This window comes from Caulobacter sp. BP25, from assembly GCF_002737755.1.
Classification (GTDB): Bacteria; Pseudomonadota; Alphaproteobacteria; order Caulobacterales; family Caulobacteraceae; genus Caulobacter.
Genome location: NZ_PEGH01000004.1, coordinates 359,114 through 374,416 on the forward strand (window position 1 = coordinate 359,114; position 15,303 = coordinate 374,416).

Consider the following 15,303-nt stretch of genomic DNA (forward strand, 5'->3'; position numbering starts at 1 on the left):
GGTGCGCAAAGCGGTCGTTCTTGCCTGTCCCCGACACGCTTAGTATCGCCCTCGCAAATCGCGCGCGATGGTTGAGATTGGGCGCGGATCACACTATCCGGGATAGCGGGGGTGCTCTTCATGGCCAACGCTTCGAAACCGCTCATCCTCAAGGATGTTGTCGTCAACGAGCACTGCACGGGTGAGCAGTGGACACTTCTCGATTTCGATCAGCTTGCATACCTCATTGCTGTCATCGCCCTGGGCCAGGCGCAGCACGTCGCCATAGTACTGGCCGGGTTGAACCCGGGGAGTCCGGTTTTGGGTCTGACGGAGCTCAAGGATCAGGCCAAGAAGGTGCTGACGGTCGCCAAGACTAAACCCTGGCAGAGGGACGGCTTCATTTTCGAGGCGATTTCCTGGATAGCGGCGCAACAGGCAGCGGGTCCTGGGGATTTCATGCGCGACCCTCACATTAAATCGACAACCCAAGGACTGGATGGCCTGCTGATCCACGTCGAGAAAGGCGCGATCGCCCGGTCGATCATCTTCGAGGACAAATGCTCGGGCGACCCCAAGAAAATCTTCGCGGGACAGGTGATGAAGTCTTTTCGAGACTATCACGCCGCCAAGCGGTCGGGGGAACTGTTGGCTGCGGCCGGGGAGTTGTTGCGACAGGCGGATCTCCCTGCGCTCGCCGTCCCAAAGGCCGCAGCCGCGATACTCGATCTCAAGAAGCGCCGATATCGCGCCAGCCTTGCTGTGACGCCAGACGTCGACTCGGATGTCGCTAGAGCTGAGATCTTCACCGGCTACGAAAACTTGGCCGGGCTGACTGCCGACCAACGGCTCGGAGCCGTCTTCAAGATTCCGGACAGTGAACTCCGTCCATGGTTCGAGGCCCTCGCGACCGCCGCCCGTTCGCATGTGGACGCCCAGACCGCGACCGCGATGGACGACCTGACCGATGTTTGACCCGGATACCGCCGCATTTCTCCGCTCGGCACCGGCATTGCCCACCTTGGCGTCCGACCGGATTCCGCTCGAACTGACCGAGGCCTACGCACAGCTGGTCACGGCGCGTTTGCGCGAAGACCCGGCTGAACCGCCCGCTCGCGCAAGGCTGGCGAACATCGCTGACACCTATGAGCTGATCGCTGTCGTTTCTGACGACAAGGACGACAAGCGAGCATCCGCTTTCGTGGCGGCGACCGCTCAGCAGATTTTGGCTAAAGGCGTATCCGAAGCGCTGGCCGATGCGGGGCCCTTGAGCCGCGACGAGGTTCACCCTGCGCTCGCGGCCTGTCTTCTATTCCTCGCGGCGGAACAGTATCCCGATGCAAACGAAGCCGCCAACGCCCTGCCCGCTCGGGGCGAGTCCAGCGCATTCACGGTCGAAACGCTGCTGTCCGAAAGCATTCTTGCGCTCGCCAAGGGCCATCTGCTCGATATCCTTAACCGCGCCCGCCGACGGGGATCGTTGGGCGCCAGCCCGGAGGTGCTCCCGGCCGAAGCGACGTCCCTCCTCTATGCGGCCTTGTTAGACGGCGTTGAGCTGTTGGCCTCCGAGCTTCTCGCCCAGCCTCACCCCCTCGTGGACACCGTGCGTTTTGAGCGATCCGGCGCAGCGTTCGATCGCGTGCTCGAATTGGCGACCTTGGAGCATCCCTCAGCGTTCGGCGATCGGACGCTTACGACGACCTATCCTGGCCCGGCTCATCTTGCCCGCCTGCTCAAAGGCGCCGGCGAGACGTTGGGCGAGGCATCCATTCAGACGCTGCCGCCGCCTAAGGGGGCCGACGAAGGCATCTGGAAATCGTGGCTGGCTCATCGAGCGAAAACGAAGCCGCTGCTGTGGCCCAACCATCGCTCAGCGCTCAAATCGGGTTTTCATGAGACGGGACGATCGGCGCTCCTCACGCTTCCGACCGGTGCCGGCAAGACAACGGTCGCCGAGTTCAAAATCGCCGGCGTCCTGGCCCGCAAACAGGCTGTCATCTTTCTCGTTCCCACGCATGCGCTGGCTGATCAATTGAGGGATGATCTGGCGGAGGCCTTCCCCGACGAGATCATTGATGGATCAGTCACGACGGACTTCGATCTTCTGTTGCAGAGCCTCGCTCCGCCGGCCCGGATCGAAGTCATGACGCCCGAGATGTGCCTGGCGAGGCTCAGTCTGGGCGAGACCGCCTTCGATGGCGTGGGTTTGCTGGTCTTCGACGAATGCCACATGCTGAGCCCGGCGGCAGGGTCACTGCGACGCGCGTTGGACGGCATGTTCGCTGTCCTTGGCTTCCTCAAGGCAACGCCGAAGGCCGATCTTCTCTTCCTCTCTGCGATGGTCAAGGACGGCCGCGATTTCGCCGACTGGATTCACGAGCAGACCGGCCGCCAATGCCTCCTCGTCGACCCGATCTGGAAACCGAGCCGCCAAGCGCGGGGCGTGGTGCTCTACGAAGCCGCGAAGGTCAAAACGATCCTGGCGTCTGCAACCAGTGCACGGGCGCTCGCGGGAACCAAAGGCCTTGGCAAGGCGGCGAAAGCTCATCTCCAGGCTCGGCCATATGTCTTGTTCGGCCTGCAGCATAACTGGAACAACGCTGGAACGACCGACATCACCATCTCGGAGCTTCTCGCTTCAGACGTCAGTCTCGACGGCACCGTAGGCCCCACCGGACCCTATTTGCTGCCGAATGCAAACGTGGTGTCCTCCGCCATCGCCACGGCGTCGGCTAAACAGGGCCTCAAGACCATCGTCTTCGTCACGACGGCCCAGCAAACAATCACGAACGCAGCCCGTATCGCCGAGGCGCTTCAAAAGCTGGGCCCCCACACGGCATTTGAGTTGGAACTGCGCAGCGCTATCGAGGAGGAGATGGGACCGAGTGGCCAGTCTCTCGTCCCAAACCAGGCCGCCGCAGTACCCCACTCGGCAGACCTGTTGCCGATCGAACGGAGACTCGTGGAAACGTACTATCGACGCAAGGATGGTGCCTCGGTGATTGTGGCCACCACAACCTTGTCGCAGGGCATGAACCTGCCGTCTGAAGTCGCGATCCTGTCGGGCGACAAGCGGGCCGATCTGGCGGAAGGCGGTCGCGAAGCCCTTAAAGCCCACGAGCTTCTCAACGCTGCAGGCCGAGCTGGGCGCGCCGGTCATTTGGCCAACGGCGTGGTCATCCTGGTTCCGGAAGCAATCTTGAAGTTCACGGGCAAGGTGCCAGACAACAATGCCAAGGAGAAACTCCGGTCAATCCTGCCCGAGAGCGACCGATGCATCGAGCTGGATGATCCGCTGAACGCCGTCCTGGATTACATCCAGACGTCGGCTGCGGCACCCGAGGTCTCTTATGTGATCAATCGCCTACAAGGCGACGCGGTCGATCGCTTGGAGGATCTGAAGAAGCGCTCCTTCGCCAGCTTCCAGGCCCGAAAGAAGAGCGATGAGACAGCGTTCGCCTCCAGAATTGGCGCGCTGAAAGTCGCTCTTGATGCCTCCCGAACCACCCCATGGACCGCACATATCCTGGAGCTGTCAGCTCAGTCCGGCGCAGCCGCCGGGATTCTGCAGACGTTGGCCGACCGATTGTCGGCGACCGAGCCTCTGCCCCAAGACGTCGGAGGATGGATCGGTTGGATGACCGACTGGTTCGCCGCCGAACCCTTGGCCGCAGAGCTCCTAGGCTCCTCGGAAGCGGCGGCACGATCGGCGGTCAAGATCAAGAAGACCGCCAACCTCACGCCGCACTGGCCCACACTAAAGAAAGCTCTGGAAGCATGGGTCAACGGGCGGCCCCTAGCAGAGATCGAAGTCCTTTTGGGCGGATCGGTCGAAACCTATCCGCATTGTCCCAGAGCGCGCGAAATCGCCACAGACCTCGCGACACGGGGCTTCTCCTATGCAGCCAGTCTTGTTGTCCAGGTTCTCAAAGCCCAGCGCGAGGCCGCAGGCCAAGATACCGACCAAAACCCCGTGACTGGCTATCTGGCGACAGCGATCAAGCGCGGCTTCAACTCTCAGGATTTGGTGGCGTTCGCGATGGAGACAAAGGGGCCCCTGACGCGCGTCCAATACCACCGAGCCCACGAAAAAGCCGGAAACGCTGCTCAACGCGCGTTCGGAACGGCGCCGATCATCACCATCACACTCGACGACTGAGCGCTCTTAATCTCCGAAGGTCGAGTTCCTTTGAGTCAATGGGCCTACTCCACTATCTGACAGCGACGACCTGCGCCTTAATCATTCAAGAAGCTGACATTTCCAAGATCCGGGTTGAGTTAGATGCGGCCCTGATTTGGCAAGCGTGAGCTCAAGCGGCCGTGTTTATCCGCCGACGAGCCTCCACAAATGTTGCGAGCGCTACCGCGTCGTAACGCACCACCTTGCGGCTGAGCGCCACGTACTCTGGCCCCTCGCCCGTCATCCTCCACCGCTCCAGCGTCCGCTCGCTCACGGTGAGCATGTCGGCGACCTGGGCCGGGGTGAGCAGCGGCGCCATCGCGGCCGCTAGGGCCGCCTTCTCGATCGCGTCGCCCGGCAGGGCGCGCGGGTGGTCCAGCAGGTTCGCCATCGTTTTGCGCGTCATCATCGTCTCCAAAAAACAGAAGGCCCCGGGCGATGCCTCAGGGCCTTCTGTTCGAAAGTGCTGTTGTTTCCCTAGACCCGGCTGAAGTCCGGGAGGGCCTCGTTGGCGGCCTCGATCAGCCGCCTTGGCTCAAGGTGCGCGTAGCGCTGGGTCATGCTGAGCTGGCTGTGCCCCAGGAGGGTGCCGACCTCCTGCAAGCTGCGCCCCTTCCCCACCAGCGTGCTGGCGAAGGTGTGGCGCAGGTCATGGATGCGCAGATCGCGGTCCAAGCCCGCCCTCGCCTTCACCCGCGCCCACGGCTTGGCGAGATTGCAGAACGGCTTCTCAGGATCAGCGCTTGGGAAAACCCACGGGCTGTCGAGCCGCTGTCGCTCCTGGCGCCGGACTATCGCCAGGGCGGCGTCCGACAACACGATGTGCCGCCGACGTCCGCTCTTCGACAGAGGCACCACCCACAGCCGGCGCTCCCAGTCGATGTGCTCCCAGCGCGCGCCCAGCGCCTCGCCACGACGGGCGCCCGTGGCGGCGAGCAACGCCAGGGCGTTGGCCGCCGTCTCGTTCGCCTCCTCCTTCAGCGCCCTGAACATCGCCCGCAGCTCGACCTCACCGAGGTAGCGTTCGCGGTGCTGTTCACGGCGCATTTCGGCATGAACGGCGGGGTTCTTCCCTTCGTACACCTCCCAGCGCAGGGCCAGATTGAAGGCGCGACGGATGGCGGCGGTGTAGCGATTGACCGTCGCGTTGGAGAGGCCCTCGCGACGCAGCTTGTCCTGAAGCGCGGCAAGGTCGGCCGCCTTGATCTCGTCCAGGCGGCGATTGCCCCAGTGCGCCTTCAGGCGGAGGCGGAAGAAGCTCTCCTGGTCCCGGTACGACCGGAGGCGCTCCTTGGCGTGAGGCAGGTACCGCTTCTCCATGAAGTCGCCGAAGGTGGACACGCCCTTGAGCTTGTCCCGCTCGCCGGCCGGGTCTCCCCCAAGTGCGGCTTCAGCCCGCAACTCCTGGGCGCGTTTGCGGGCTTGATCGAGGGTGATGTCGCCCAGGCGCCCGAGGCGTACCTCCCGCTGCCGGCAGCGTTGGTCCTGGTAGCGAATGTAGAAGGTCACCGTGCCGGTCGAACGGACCTCCATGAAGAAGCCCCGGATCTTGTCGTCGAAGACGCGCAGCTTGCTCTTCCCCGTCGGCACGGCCGGCGGATTCAATGCAAGCCCACGCGAAATGGTGGGCATGTCAGATCTCCATTTGTCAGCGATTGGCGGCCAGCGTCCGCTACTGGGCTGTTGGCGGGAATTTGCGGAAAAGTTCGCCAGAACAGATTGGACGCGCGCTGATCATCCAGAGACCAGGGCGTCCGGGCAGCAGGCAGCCCTCCTCCTCGACGTCCGACGGGGTAGCGAGCACCTCCAGGTTCAGGCCGAGGAAGTTGGCGGTGGACGCGAGCTTGCCTTCGCGCTGGTGATCGAAAGGCCAGAAGGGTGCCAGATAGGCCGGCGGGACTTCGGCTTCGATCGGATCAGCCGCGAGGCAGACGTCGATCAGGATGTCGCCGAACAACTCCCGCAGCAGAGTGTGCAGCCCAACGCTCCCAATGCTCCCGGTCGCCGGTCGGATCGAGAACGCCACGATGGACCCCTGGTGGCGCAGCCAGGCGAACAGGTCGCCAAGCTCGTCGACCTCGCGCGGCGCCAGGTCGACTATGCTGCAGCTCACCTCCGCGCCCAGCGAGGTCGCGAAGGCGACAAGGTATTTTCGGACCATAGCAGTCTCCAGAAATGCAGAAGGGCGAGCGGCCGGAGCCGCTCGCCCTTCTCTGCTGATGTTGGTGAGGATCAGCGCCCGGCGGGGCGCACGATGTTGATGACGATCTTGATGAAGCTCACCTCCGACGCGCCGGCCGTCGCCTTGCGGACGGCCTCGGCCAGAGGTTCGATCACATCCGGGTCGGCGATCAGCCGCTTGGCGGCCTTGCCGATGGTCAAGATGATGGTGCGCAAGCGCTCTCCTTAGAGGTTCATGGGATGGCTGGGGACGAACGGGGTGAGGTCGTCCAGCTTGTGGAGCCGGACTTCCGTCGTGGTGGTCGCGGGCCGGGGGATATGCGCCGCGTCCACCACGACTTCATGGCCGGCGTAGCGCGCAGTCAGCTCAGAGGCGTGGAAGTGGCGCCACTCCGGCAGAATGCGCAGCGTGAAGCCGAACAGCACGTCGCCGGTCCGCTCGACCGGGTACCAGACCAGCCGGTGCCACCGGCAGGACAGCCGCAGAGGCAGGACGATTTCCTCGGTCGCCTTGGCCTCTGTCGACCAAAGCGGTGGCAAACTGCGAGTGGCGTTCAGGGCGGCGCTCATGCGTCGCCGTCCACGAAAAGCAGCCACCAGCCGTCGGAGGCGTGTGTGACCGCCACGCCTTCGCGGCACTCGAAGGCGGACAATTCCTCCTCGTCCTCCAGGCCGGCGATGCCGTCCAAGAGCTCCTTCAAGGTGGACGTGCGCGCGCCCAAAGCGTGGAGGTATTGGATGATGACCTCCGCCTCAGCGTCGCCGGAAGGGTTGTCCAGCCTGCAAATGCCGCGCAGTTCGGGCAAGTTTTCGCCTGGCGAACGGAAGCGCTCTCGCAAGCGCGCGAGCGTTGGCAGTTCCGGTGTCATGGAATTTCTCGTTCATGAGCCGCCCCCGATGGCGGCTCATGAATGAAATGCGGATGATCCGGTTTTTATCAGCGTCGCGAAATATTCTGCGTCGGTACGGTTCGATCCGCATGCTTCGAGGGACGAGTTAGCGCGCCTAGGCGATCCTGCTTGAGCCTCGAATTTCTAAGCGCCTCAAGACGACCTCTTTAGAATCACTCGCCACAACTATGGCGAGTGATTGCGCGTCTGGCACATACGAGCATATGCCCTTCGAGAACGGCGATCAGGCCGGGCTGGTTAGGAGAACTGGATCACATGAAACAAGCGAGACAGGCGGTCCGTGGCTGACGCCTCGAACAACCTCAACACCGAGCCGACGGTAATCGGCATGGACATGACGACGACGGCGCAGGGCGCCACGGAACAAGATCGGGTGGCAGGAGCCACCACGGGGACTCAGGGTAGCGGCGACGAAATCGTCACCGCGCCGCAGAATATTCATGAGGAACAAGACGACCTCGCGGACGAGAGTGCCGCTCAGGTCATGTCGTTTGACGATCTTGTGGCGGCGATAGCGCCGCGCGGGGTCGCTGAACGATGCCAAAGAGGTTCTTCTTCAGGCCGTGGAAGTCGGGGTGGGCGCTGGCGAATTGGCGCACATCCAGGTGCTTCTGGGTCAGGCCACAGGCCTTGAAAAGCCTGTGCTCACAGGGCTGACGCGCGACGCGCGCAACACCATCCGGCCCTTCGGCGTGATCAGCTCGTATGAAGCTGCGGCGAAGGCCTACAGCAGCGTCCTGGACGGTTACGCCTCTCCGGAAGGCGACCTCGCCGGGGTCGTCTTTGCTCAAGAAAACTGGAACATCTTCGACCAATCCGAAGGCTACTATGTCCACGTCAGCAAAGGAGAAATCACCAAGGACCTGGTGGAAAAGCTCAGAGGATCATGGACTGTCAAGACAGAACGCGATCAGCGCGAGGTTGTTCGTCGCTTGGTCGACCGTTATGAAATCCCTCGGTTTTTCGACGATGCTGCTGAAGGCTTGCCGACCCAGGAGTGCTTTGTCCGCTTCGACGCCAGCGCGCGGGCGCTCATCGCAGAACCACTCGCGCGAAGCCACAAGGCCCGCTTCCGTGTTGACGTGGCGCTCTCACGGACAGCGGCCGCGCCGAGATTCCTTGCGGGCCTTGAGCGCGTGCTTCCTGATCCACGGAAGAGGCAAGCTCTGCAGGAATTCGTTGGCTGCCTAGCGCTGCGTGTCACGCCATGGCAGGACTGCGATCGGCGGATGGCAATCCTTTGGGGGCCAGGCGGATCGGGCAAGTCTACGTTCATTGAGGTTGCGCGCTCACTCCTTCCGCCAGAGCTTGTCGCTTCTGTTCCGCCGAAGACCTGGGGCGATGAGTTCTCGCGCGCCCGCTTGGAGGGCGTGTGGCTGAACTACTGCACTGAACTGGCTGGAAACCAACTCATCGCGACTGACATCCTCAAGCAGGTGTTGTCGGGAGAGACGGTGACAGCTCGTCACCGCTACGGACAAGAGCGGGAGATCCGTCCGATCGCGTTGCATGTCGTCGCGACTAACGAATTGCCTCGCATCAGCGACAGCTCCGGAGCCCTTGATCGTCGCCTGCTTGTAATCCACTTCGATCAAGCTTTGAGCCAAGCTGAAATGGACGGTCGCTTCCTAAAGAGTTTGCGCGAGGAACGGCCCGGCATCATCGCCTGGGCGGCAGAGGGAGCCGAACGATTGATGTCTCGCGGCCACTTCGAGCTTCCTCCCGGGCATGCCGAAGCCATGCTCAGGATGAAGTTCGGCGACGATATCGTCTCGCTCTTCGCTCACACTCAGTTGGAACGGGCGCCCGACCACCGTGTCACGTCCGCAGACCTCCGAGCGGCCCTTGCCAACTACGCCGTTGAACAGGGCCACGACCGCGCGGTGGCCGCAGGATCTGGACCCATGCGCCGGCTTTCGAGCCTGATGGAGGTGAACTACGGCGCGAAGCGATCTGCGTCGAACAACGCTCCTTTCTACACGGGTGTCGCTCTGAAACGACCACCCGCGCCGCAAGATGCTGAGACAGGCCTGGAAGGCCTGTGAAACTGGGGGCGGCTACAACGCCGCCCCCTTCCCCCCCATTTTTACAAAGAGATTGCGATGAGTGAGAACAGCCCGGCGCGGCTGCCTAATGTGCTGCTTGACGCGGTAACCTTTGGCTTTCGCTTCGACCTTACCCCCTTCAGCTCCGACGCCATGGATGCGTTCCGGGGAAACCTTGGTCATCTGCTTACCAAGGGAACGGACCGGCACCGTCTCGTTTTGGAAGTCCCCATCGGCCGCCTCGGAGAGCTCGGCTTCGCCAAAGTCGAGTTGGTGCCTGCGCTCTCAACGCCCGGCCGCTTTGGCAGCATGAGCAACGTCTCCTTCAATGGCATGCGTCTGCTGCGACGACACCTGCATGGTCAGGGCTTCACAAATCTGAGCCTGGACAATTCCGACAACTTCATCGGGCCGATCGTTCGCCCTGTGGAGCAGTTGCTCCACGCCCAGCTGGATTTGATGGCACTGGCACTCGCGACGGTGGCGCGCGCCCTAGATGAAGCCGTTCCGGCCGGCTGCGATACTGGCGCCGTCGAGACTTGGCTCAAATCTGCCGAGGCGTGCTTGGATCTCGAAGTCCAGGACGCAAAGGAAGCGGTTCGCCGGCTACAGCGCACCGGGCTCCCGGGCCGAACCCGCTACTGCGTGGACTGGTATCGGGCCTCAGCGACGGACTCTGCTGGTGCCATCACCGTACGTTATTGGCGCCAGCAACACGGCCCGTGCTTCAAGGTCTACGCGAAAGACCACCAGCTTCTCCGAGTTGAGATCGACTGTGCCAACAGAGCGGCCTTCCGGGCATTAAAGTGCACTCAGAAGGACGGGCATGTGGACGGCACGACCGCGCGAAAGTTATTGCTTGAGTTTGCGGAGCTAGCCGAACCGCTCCTGAACGATTTGCGTACACATGTGCTGGAAGCGGCTGACGCTACCGCGTCCGTTGACGAGTTGCTGCTGGCGCTATCGCCTTTGCTCGACCTCCGCCGAGGGATCGGCGCGCCGACTGGACGGATCATCAAAGTCGATACGGCCAGCGCGGCCTCTGAGGCGATCGAGTCCTTGTTCACGTCGGGGGCTGTCGAAGCCACCGGCTGGCGCCATGGCCACGCCTTGCGCCGCATCCTTGATGAGCTGAGTAACCCCTCCGGCCCGTTGGTACACTCCAGCCGGCGCGCGATTTTCTGCCTCCGCCCCTCCTATGCTCGCGCTGCGGAATCGGTCGCGGAAATGACCTAGGAGATTGGGGCCGGCCACTACCGGCCGGCCCCTTTCTATTAAGGTCGCGCCTTGATCATGAGCTTGTCGATGAACGCGACCTTGTCGTAGCCCTTCAGCTCAATGCCGTTCAGGACGATGCGCGTGGCGGCGATTTGCTTGGGTCCACACACGTCTGAAGCCACCGCGTCGCCGAAGTCTGCGAACTTCAGGTCGACGGTCATCTCCGTCCCTTTCACCCGATCCTGAATGACGTCGTGCGCAATGTACGTCCCGTCCCCGTCCCTTTCCCACGTGAGCCTGGCGTTCGGGTTGCCCTCCATGACACCGACGAACTCGCCGACCTGCATGAGACCGACGGACGAGTCCCGAAGGGAGCCATCCGTCATCTGGACGCGCATGCACTGCCCAAGGAATTCCTTAGAGGGCCCTCCGAAACCAGCAAACAGTCCCCCTCCCTGAGATACGCCAGCCTCAGCGGCGTTGCCGCCTCCGGTCGGCGCCGCGCCATCTCCACAGCCCGCCAGCGCGAACGCCGCGATGATCTGACATGCGACCACGGCGGCGAGGCGCTGCGCTCGGCGTCCACTTTGCAAATTGAACATTTTGTCCCCTGAGAGTTTCAAGAATGGGGAAAATGACACGATTAGGGGGCAGCACAATGTACTTTTGGCTGGCCCTTTCCCGGCATGGATTTGGTGCAGCTCCTCGGCCAAAACGTGCGTGCCCACCGCAAGGCAAGGGGCATGTCGCAGGAGCAGCTTGCCCTCGACGCAGGCATGAAGCGCGCTTACCTGAGCGACTTGGAGCGTGGCACCAGGAACCCAAGCATCCGGGCGCTGGAGCGCTTGGCCAACGCCCTCGGCGTGCAGCCTGAGGACCTTGTACGCCGCAGCTAGACCGTTCTAGCTTGCTCGACTGGAAGTTGGCCCCAAATCGGACTTGGAGACCATGCCCTCTCCTCAAGAGGCCTTCGACGCCGTGGGCACTGGCCTTTCCGAACTTGAAGCGGAAATGCCCAAACTTGCCGCTCATCAGGCTGGCGCCAACCTCTACGGCTCGCCAAGGCTGAACCCGTTTGGCCTCCTGGTTCCCAATGAACTCGCGATGAGCCGCGTAATTGCCGACCTGCTGGACCCGCGTGGGAGCCATGGTCAGGGAGCACTGTTCCTCAATGCGCTATGCGGGCTGGCAGGCTTTCGCCCCGTGACCGCGCGTGACCATGTCAAAGTCACGCGAGAAGCCATGACCCTGCAAGGTCGCCGGATCGACATATTGATCGAGACCACGACAATGGTGCTGGGCATTGAGGTAAAGCTCGATGCCGGCCAGCAACCAAACCAACTCACCGACTATCTGGATGAGATCCGCCTGCGCGCAGGTTCCCGAGACGTCGCCCTTGTGTTCATGTCCGATCAAGAGCCGGAGACGGCGAAGGGAGAGATCGTCCAGTTGCCGCTCGCGGGCGGAAAGGACGCCAATGACTCCTTCGCGAACCTGATCGCATCGACCGTGCCGGACATCCGCTCCGACCGCGCGCGGCGCTTCGTCGAAGACCTCATCAGCTATCTTGAAATGGAGTTTGCCGCAGTGCCCCAGATCTCCGGCTTGGAGGCCTATGCCGAAGCTGTGGAAACCCGGTTCGCCCGTGGAGGCGAGCACCGACAGGCCATCGCGGCGGTGCTCCTCACAGCCGACCACCTTTGGGATGTGGTTGTTGATCAGATTGGCGACTATCTGCTCTCGCAGGCGAAGTCGGTTGAGGGCGACTTCGAAACGGACCCGAACTACACGCTCAGCCAGTACGTCGATCTGGTGACCGACGCTTGGCCGATCAGTAGGCCATCCTGGCCCGAGAACTGCTGGATCGCGATCGAGGCGCAGCGGTCTGGCGCACAAAAACTGATCGTCGGCGTCAAGGCGCCAGACGGCAACAACCGCAGCGTCAAGGCAGAGCACGCCAGCTCCGCGCGGAACCGGCTGGACGATCTGACCCAGGTCAAGGGCGGTGGGCGAACGTCGGCCTGGTGGCCCTGGTATCAGGCGATGAAGCCAGACCAATGGCACTTCTCAGACATTGCACGCCTCATTCTTGAGGCTCCAGGTGGTGACGTGACGCGCCACCCAGACATTCAGCAGTTGGGTGCGCTAGTGAAGGAGTTGGCGCAGCTGGTGGATGAGCGACTTTCCTCCCCAACCTCCACCTGAGCACGCAAAACGGCTTGGTCGGACGCACTTAGATCGGAGGAGCAGCGACGAGCATCCTCTTCCCGCCAATTGCTCCCCAGCCTCCACGACGGTGTTTCTGCGCTTGGAGCAGCCCTGTAGTGGTCGCCTTGTTTCCCGGGAGGCCTGACGGCCAATCGGCAGGACACGCGGCACGATGCCGGCGCCGCCTCCCCTGCCTCCCCTTGCAACTTTGCACTTCAAAATGCGCCCGGCACGCAAAGCGCTTTGTTCGATCAACTGATCGCACAGTCCCGGGACTTCCCCTGCTATGCCCCCAGGGTGTTGTCGGCGTCCATCGGGCAACTGCGGGGGATCAGCGCGCGCCCGACGCGCTCCGCGTGGCCCAAAGGCTCGCTGCGCAAGAGATTGCGGCCGATTGCGGGCCTTTGTCGAAGTCTGACCCGAGGGCTCTTAATCAGCGGGTCGTAGGTTCGAATCCTACTACACCCACCATTCCTTCTAAAATCAGTAGCTTAGACGGGGCCGCGCAAGCGGCCGAGAGCCGTTTAGCGAACCGGCGACGCTGACTTAACGGGAGTCTGGACGCGGCCTCCGCGAGGCTGGAAGCTGACCCCATGTCCACCCTCGCCGACCCCGAACTGATCGAAGCCCTGCGCCAAACGGTGCGGGCGCTCTGCCGCGATTTCCCACCGGTCTATTGGCGCGGCCTGGACCGCGAGAAGGCCTATCCGACCGAGTTCGTCGCGGCGATGACCAGGGCCGGTCTGTTGGGCGTACTCATCCCGGAAAACTACGGCGGCGGCGGTCTTGGCCTGACAGCGGCGGCGGCGATCTTGGAGGAGGTCCACACCAGTGGCGGCAACGCCGCAGCCCTGCACGCCCAGATGTACACCATGGGCACGGTGCTCAGGCATGGCTCGCAGGCCCAGAAGGAAAAGTGGTTGCCGCGCATCGCCGATGGGTCGATCCGGCTCCAGGCGTTTGGCGTCACCGAGCCCACGGCCGGCACCGACACCACCTCGATCTCGACCTTCGCCCGCCGCGAGGGCGAAACCTATGTGATCAACGGCCAGAAGGTCTGGACCAGCCGGGCCGAGCATTCGGACCTGATGGTCCTGCTGGCGCGCACCACGCCCAAGGACAAGGTCGCGCGCAAGGCCGACGGCCTGTCGGTGTTCCTGGTCGACATGCGCGCGGCCAAGGGGGCCGGCCTGACGATCAAGCCGATCGCCACCATGTTGAACCACGCCACGACCGAGGTGTTCTTCGACAACCTCGTTATCCCCGCCGACAGCCTGATCGGCGAGGAAGGCAAGGGCTTCCGCTACATTCTGGACGGCATGAACGCCGAGCGGATCCTGATCGGGGCCGAGTGCCTGGGCGACGCCGCCTGGCTGATCGGCAAGGCCCGGGACTATGCCAACAGTCGCGTCGTCTTCGGCCGCCCGATCGGCCAGAACCAGGGCGTCCAGTTCCCGATCGCCAGGGCCTACGCCCAGACCCACGCCGCCCGCCTGACGATCTACGACGCCGCCGCGCGCTACGACGCCAGCCAGCCTTGTGGCGAACAGGCCAATATCGGCAAGATGCTGGCTTCCGAGGCTTCGTGGGCGGCCGCCGACATGTGCCTGCAGACCCACGGCGGCTTCGGCTTCGCCGAGGAGTACGACATCGAGCGCAAGTTCCGCGAGACGCGCCTCTATCAGGTGGCGCCGATCTCGACGAACCTGATCCTGGCCTATGTCGCCGAGCACGTGCTTGGCCTGCCCCGCTCCTACTGATGGGCGCGTACGCCGAGTGGATCGGTCGCCAGAGGCGGCGGACGGCGGTGCTGGAGGCCTCGGACCTGGCGCGGCTCGCGGCCGTCCTCGACCGCCCTATCTCGCCCAATGAGGTTCCGCCCGCCTGGCATTGGGCGTGCCTCGCAGAGCCGGTCAGGCGCTCTGACCTGGGACCCGACGGCCACCCCAGGCGCGGCCTTTTCCTTCCGCCGATCGAAGCGCCCCGGCGAATGTTCGCGGCGGCGGACATGCGCTTCTTCGAACCCTTGCTTGCCGGCGCCGAAACCGAACTCACCGAAACGATCGCCAACATCGAGGAGAAGGCAGGCGCCAGCGGCCCCTTGGTCTTCGTGACCGTCGAGCGGACCTTCAGCCAGTCGGGAGCGGTCGACGTCGTCGAGCGCCAGACGATTGTCTACACGGCCGCCCTACCCGTTTCGCGATCGCCAGAGACCGATCCGCCCGCCAAGGCGGACTGGAGCCACGAGACCGCTACCGACCCGGCGTTGCTGTTCTTCTTCTCCGCCGCGACCGCCAATGGCCACCGGATTCACTACGACCTGGATTATGCGACCCGCGTTGAGGGCTATCCAGGCCTCGTGGCGCACGGCCCGCTGCTCGCCTTGCTCCTGCTTGAGGCTATGCCCAAACGGGCCCTGAGACGCTTCTCCTTCCGCGCCCTCAAACCGGCTTTCTGCGGAGAGACGATCACGGCGCGCGGGCGTCGCGATGGCGACGGCGCCGACCTCTGGGCCGAAAGCGGCGGCGCCGTGCTCATGAGGGCGAGGGCCGAAGCTTAGAGCCTGCTGATAGAAGCCCGC

15 protein-coding genes are annotated in these 15,303 nt (G+C 63.4%); 8 read left to right on the forward strand and 7 right to left on the reverse strand.

Annotated elements, in window-relative coordinates; translation table 11 throughout:
* Nucleotides 1-120 precede the first annotated feature (120 nt).
* The gene (locus tag CSW59_RS02940; RefSeq protein ID WP_143754936.1) at nucleotides 121-954 is read left to right on the forward strand and encodes a hypothetical protein; all 834 of its coding nucleotides are present in this window, start codon (nucleotides 121-123) and stop codon (nucleotides 952-954) included.
* Nucleotides 947-4,138: a DEAD/DEAH box helicase gene (locus tag CSW59_RS02945; protein ID WP_099442618.1), complete on the forward strand. Its 3,192-nt coding sequence runs from the start codon at nucleotides 947-949 to the stop codon at nucleotides 4,136-4,138. Before CSW59_RS02940 ends, CSW59_RS02945 begins: the two co-directional genes overlap by 8 nt.
* Before the next feature lie 151 nt (nucleotides 4,139-4,289).
* On the opposite strand, the gene CSW59_RS02950 is transcribed toward CSW59_RS02945, so the two are convergent.
* From CSW59_RS02950 to CSW59_RS02970, 6 genes are all read right to left on the reverse strand, one after another.
* Nucleotides 4,290-4,565, reverse strand: a complete 276-nt coding sequence (locus CSW59_RS02950) for an AlpA family transcriptional regulator (RefSeq protein WP_201722701.1) — start codon at nucleotides 4,563-4,565, stop codon at nucleotides 4,290-4,292.
* A 71-nt stretch (nucleotides 4,566-4,636) separates the two neighbouring features.
* Nucleotides 4,637-5,791: a site-specific integrase gene (locus CSW59_RS02955; protein WP_099442619.1), complete on the reverse strand. Its 1,155-nt coding sequence runs from the start codon at nucleotides 5,789-5,791 to the stop codon at nucleotides 4,637-4,639.
* A 40-nt stretch (nucleotides 5,792-5,831) separates the two neighbouring features.
* Complete coding sequence (locus tag CSW59_RS02960; protein ID WP_099442620.1) at nucleotides 5,832-6,320, reverse strand: hypothetical protein; 489 nt, start codon at nucleotides 6,318-6,320, stop codon at nucleotides 5,832-5,834.
* 71 nt (nucleotides 6,321-6,391) lie between these two features.
* Complete coding sequence (locus CSW59_RS20715) at nucleotides 6,392-6,556, reverse strand: hypothetical protein (protein ID WP_161495012.1); 165 nt, start codon at nucleotides 6,554-6,556, stop codon at nucleotides 6,392-6,394.
* 9 nt (nucleotides 6,557-6,565) lie between these two features.
* A complete protein-coding gene (locus tag CSW59_RS02965; RefSeq protein WP_099442621.1) occupies nucleotides 6,566-6,910 on the reverse strand; it encodes a hypothetical protein in 345 nt (114 codons plus the stop codon).
* Nucleotides 6,907-7,209 (reverse strand): hypothetical protein, encoded by a 303-nt coding sequence (locus tag CSW59_RS02970; protein ID WP_099442622.1) that lies wholly within the window; start codon nucleotides 7,207-7,209, stop codon nucleotides 6,907-6,909. Before CSW59_RS02970 ends, CSW59_RS02965 begins: the two co-directional genes overlap by 4 nt.
* 605 nt (nucleotides 7,210-7,814) lie before the next feature.
* Between CSW59_RS02970 and CSW59_RS02975 the strand changes: the two genes are divergently transcribed.
* Together CSW59_RS02975 and CSW59_RS02980 are read left to right on the forward strand one after the other, a co-directional pair.
* Complete coding sequence (locus CSW59_RS02975) at nucleotides 7,815-9,296, forward strand: phage/plasmid primase, P4 family (RefSeq protein ID WP_161495013.1); 1,482 nt, start codon at nucleotides 7,815-7,817, stop codon at nucleotides 9,294-9,296.
* Between the two features lie 57 nt (nucleotides 9,297-9,353).
* Entirely contained in the window at nucleotides 9,354-10,532 is a 1,179-nt protein-coding gene (locus CSW59_RS02980; RefSeq protein WP_099442624.1) for a hypothetical protein, read from the forward strand.
* A 38-nt stretch (nucleotides 10,533-10,570) separates the two neighbouring features.
* Here the strand turns inward: CSW59_RS02980 and CSW59_RS20505 are convergent, their stop codons facing one another.
* Entirely contained in the window at nucleotides 10,571-11,116 is a 546-nt protein-coding gene (locus tag CSW59_RS20505) for a hypothetical protein (protein ID WP_143754937.1), read from the reverse strand.
* Nucleotides 11,117-11,200: 84 nt separating this feature from the next.
* Between CSW59_RS20505 and CSW59_RS02990 the strand changes: the two genes are divergently transcribed.
* From CSW59_RS02990 to CSW59_RS03005, 4 genes are all read left to right on the forward strand, one after another.
* Nucleotides 11,201-11,410 carry a helix-turn-helix domain-containing protein gene (locus CSW59_RS02990; RefSeq protein WP_099442626.1) on the forward strand — a complete coding sequence of 70 codons (210 nt, stop codon included), beginning with the start codon at nucleotides 11,201-11,203 and terminating at the stop codon, nucleotides 11,408-11,410.
* Between the two features lie 52 nt (nucleotides 11,411-11,462).
* Complete coding sequence (locus CSW59_RS02995; protein WP_099442627.1) at nucleotides 11,463-12,719, forward strand: PD-(D/E)XK nuclease family protein; 1,257 nt, start codon at nucleotides 11,463-11,465, stop codon at nucleotides 12,717-12,719.
* Nucleotides 12,720-13,315: 596 nt separating this feature from the next.
* Nucleotides 13,316-14,482 carry an acyl-CoA dehydrogenase family protein gene (locus CSW59_RS03000; RefSeq protein ID WP_099442628.1) on the forward strand — a complete coding sequence of 389 codons (1,167 nt, stop codon included), beginning with the start codon at nucleotides 13,316-13,318 and terminating at the stop codon, nucleotides 14,480-14,482.
* On the forward strand, nucleotides 14,482-15,282 hold the full coding sequence (locus CSW59_RS03005) for a MaoC family dehydratase N-terminal domain-containing protein (protein ID WP_099442629.1): 801 nt from the start codon (nucleotides 14,482-14,484) through the stop codon (nucleotides 15,280-15,282). The genes CSW59_RS03000 and CSW59_RS03005 overlap by 1 nt, the downstream gene beginning before the upstream one ends.
* The last annotated feature ends 21 nt before the right edge of the window (nucleotides 15,283-15,303 follow it).

What these genes read in the sequence shown, in the direction of transcription:
- CSW59_RS02965 (WP_099442621.1), bottom strand. Translation starts at nt 6,910, where the DNA reads ATGAGCGCCGCCCTGAACGCCACTCGCAGTTTGCCACCGCTTTGGTCG.
- CSW59_RS02995 (WP_099442627.1), top strand. Translation starts at nt 11,463, where the DNA reads ATGCCCTCTCCTCAAGAGGCCTTCGACGCCGTGGGCACTGGCCTTTCC.
- CSW59_RS02955 (WP_099442619.1), bottom strand. Translation starts at nt 5,791, where the DNA reads ATGCCCACCATTTCGCGTGGGCTTGCATTGAATCCGCCGGCCGTGCCG.
- CSW59_RS02940 (WP_143754936.1), top strand. Translation starts at nt 121, where the DNA reads ATGGCCAACGCTTCGAAACCGCTCATCCTCAAGGATGTTGTCGTCAAC.
- CSW59_RS20505 (WP_143754937.1), bottom strand. Translation starts at nt 11,116, where the DNA reads ATGTTCAATTTGCAAAGTGGACGCCGAGCGCAGCGCCTCGCCGCCGTG.
- CSW59_RS02945 (WP_099442618.1), top strand. Translation starts at nt 947, where the DNA reads ATGTTTGACCCGGATACCGCCGCATTTCTCCGCTCGGCACCGGCATTG.
- CSW59_RS02960 (WP_099442620.1), bottom strand. Translation starts at nt 6,320, where the DNA reads ATGGTCCGAAAATACCTTGTCGCCTTCGCGACCTCGCTGGGCGCGGAG.
- CSW59_RS02980 (WP_099442624.1), top strand. Translation starts at nt 9,354, where the DNA reads ATGAGTGAGAACAGCCCGGCGCGGCTGCCTAATGTGCTGCTTGACGCG.
- CSW59_RS02950 (WP_201722701.1), bottom strand. Translation starts at nt 4,565, where the DNA reads ATGACGCGCAAAACGATGGCGAACCTGCTGGACCACCCGCGCGCCCTG.
- CSW59_RS03000 (WP_099442628.1), top strand. Translation starts at nt 13,316, where the DNA reads ATGTCCACCCTCGCCGACCCCGAACTGATCGAAGCCCTGCGCCAAACG.
- CSW59_RS02970 (WP_099442622.1), bottom strand. Translation starts at nt 7,209, where the DNA reads ATGACACCGGAACTGCCAACGCTCGCGCGCTTGCGAGAGCGCTTCCGT.
- CSW59_RS02990 (WP_099442626.1), top strand. Translation starts at nt 11,201, where the DNA reads ATGGATTTGGTGCAGCTCCTCGGCCAAAACGTGCGTGCCCACCGCAAG.
- CSW59_RS03005 (WP_099442629.1), top strand. Translation starts at nt 14,482, where the DNA reads ATGGGCGCGTACGCCGAGTGGATCGGTCGCCAGAGGCGGCGGACGGCG.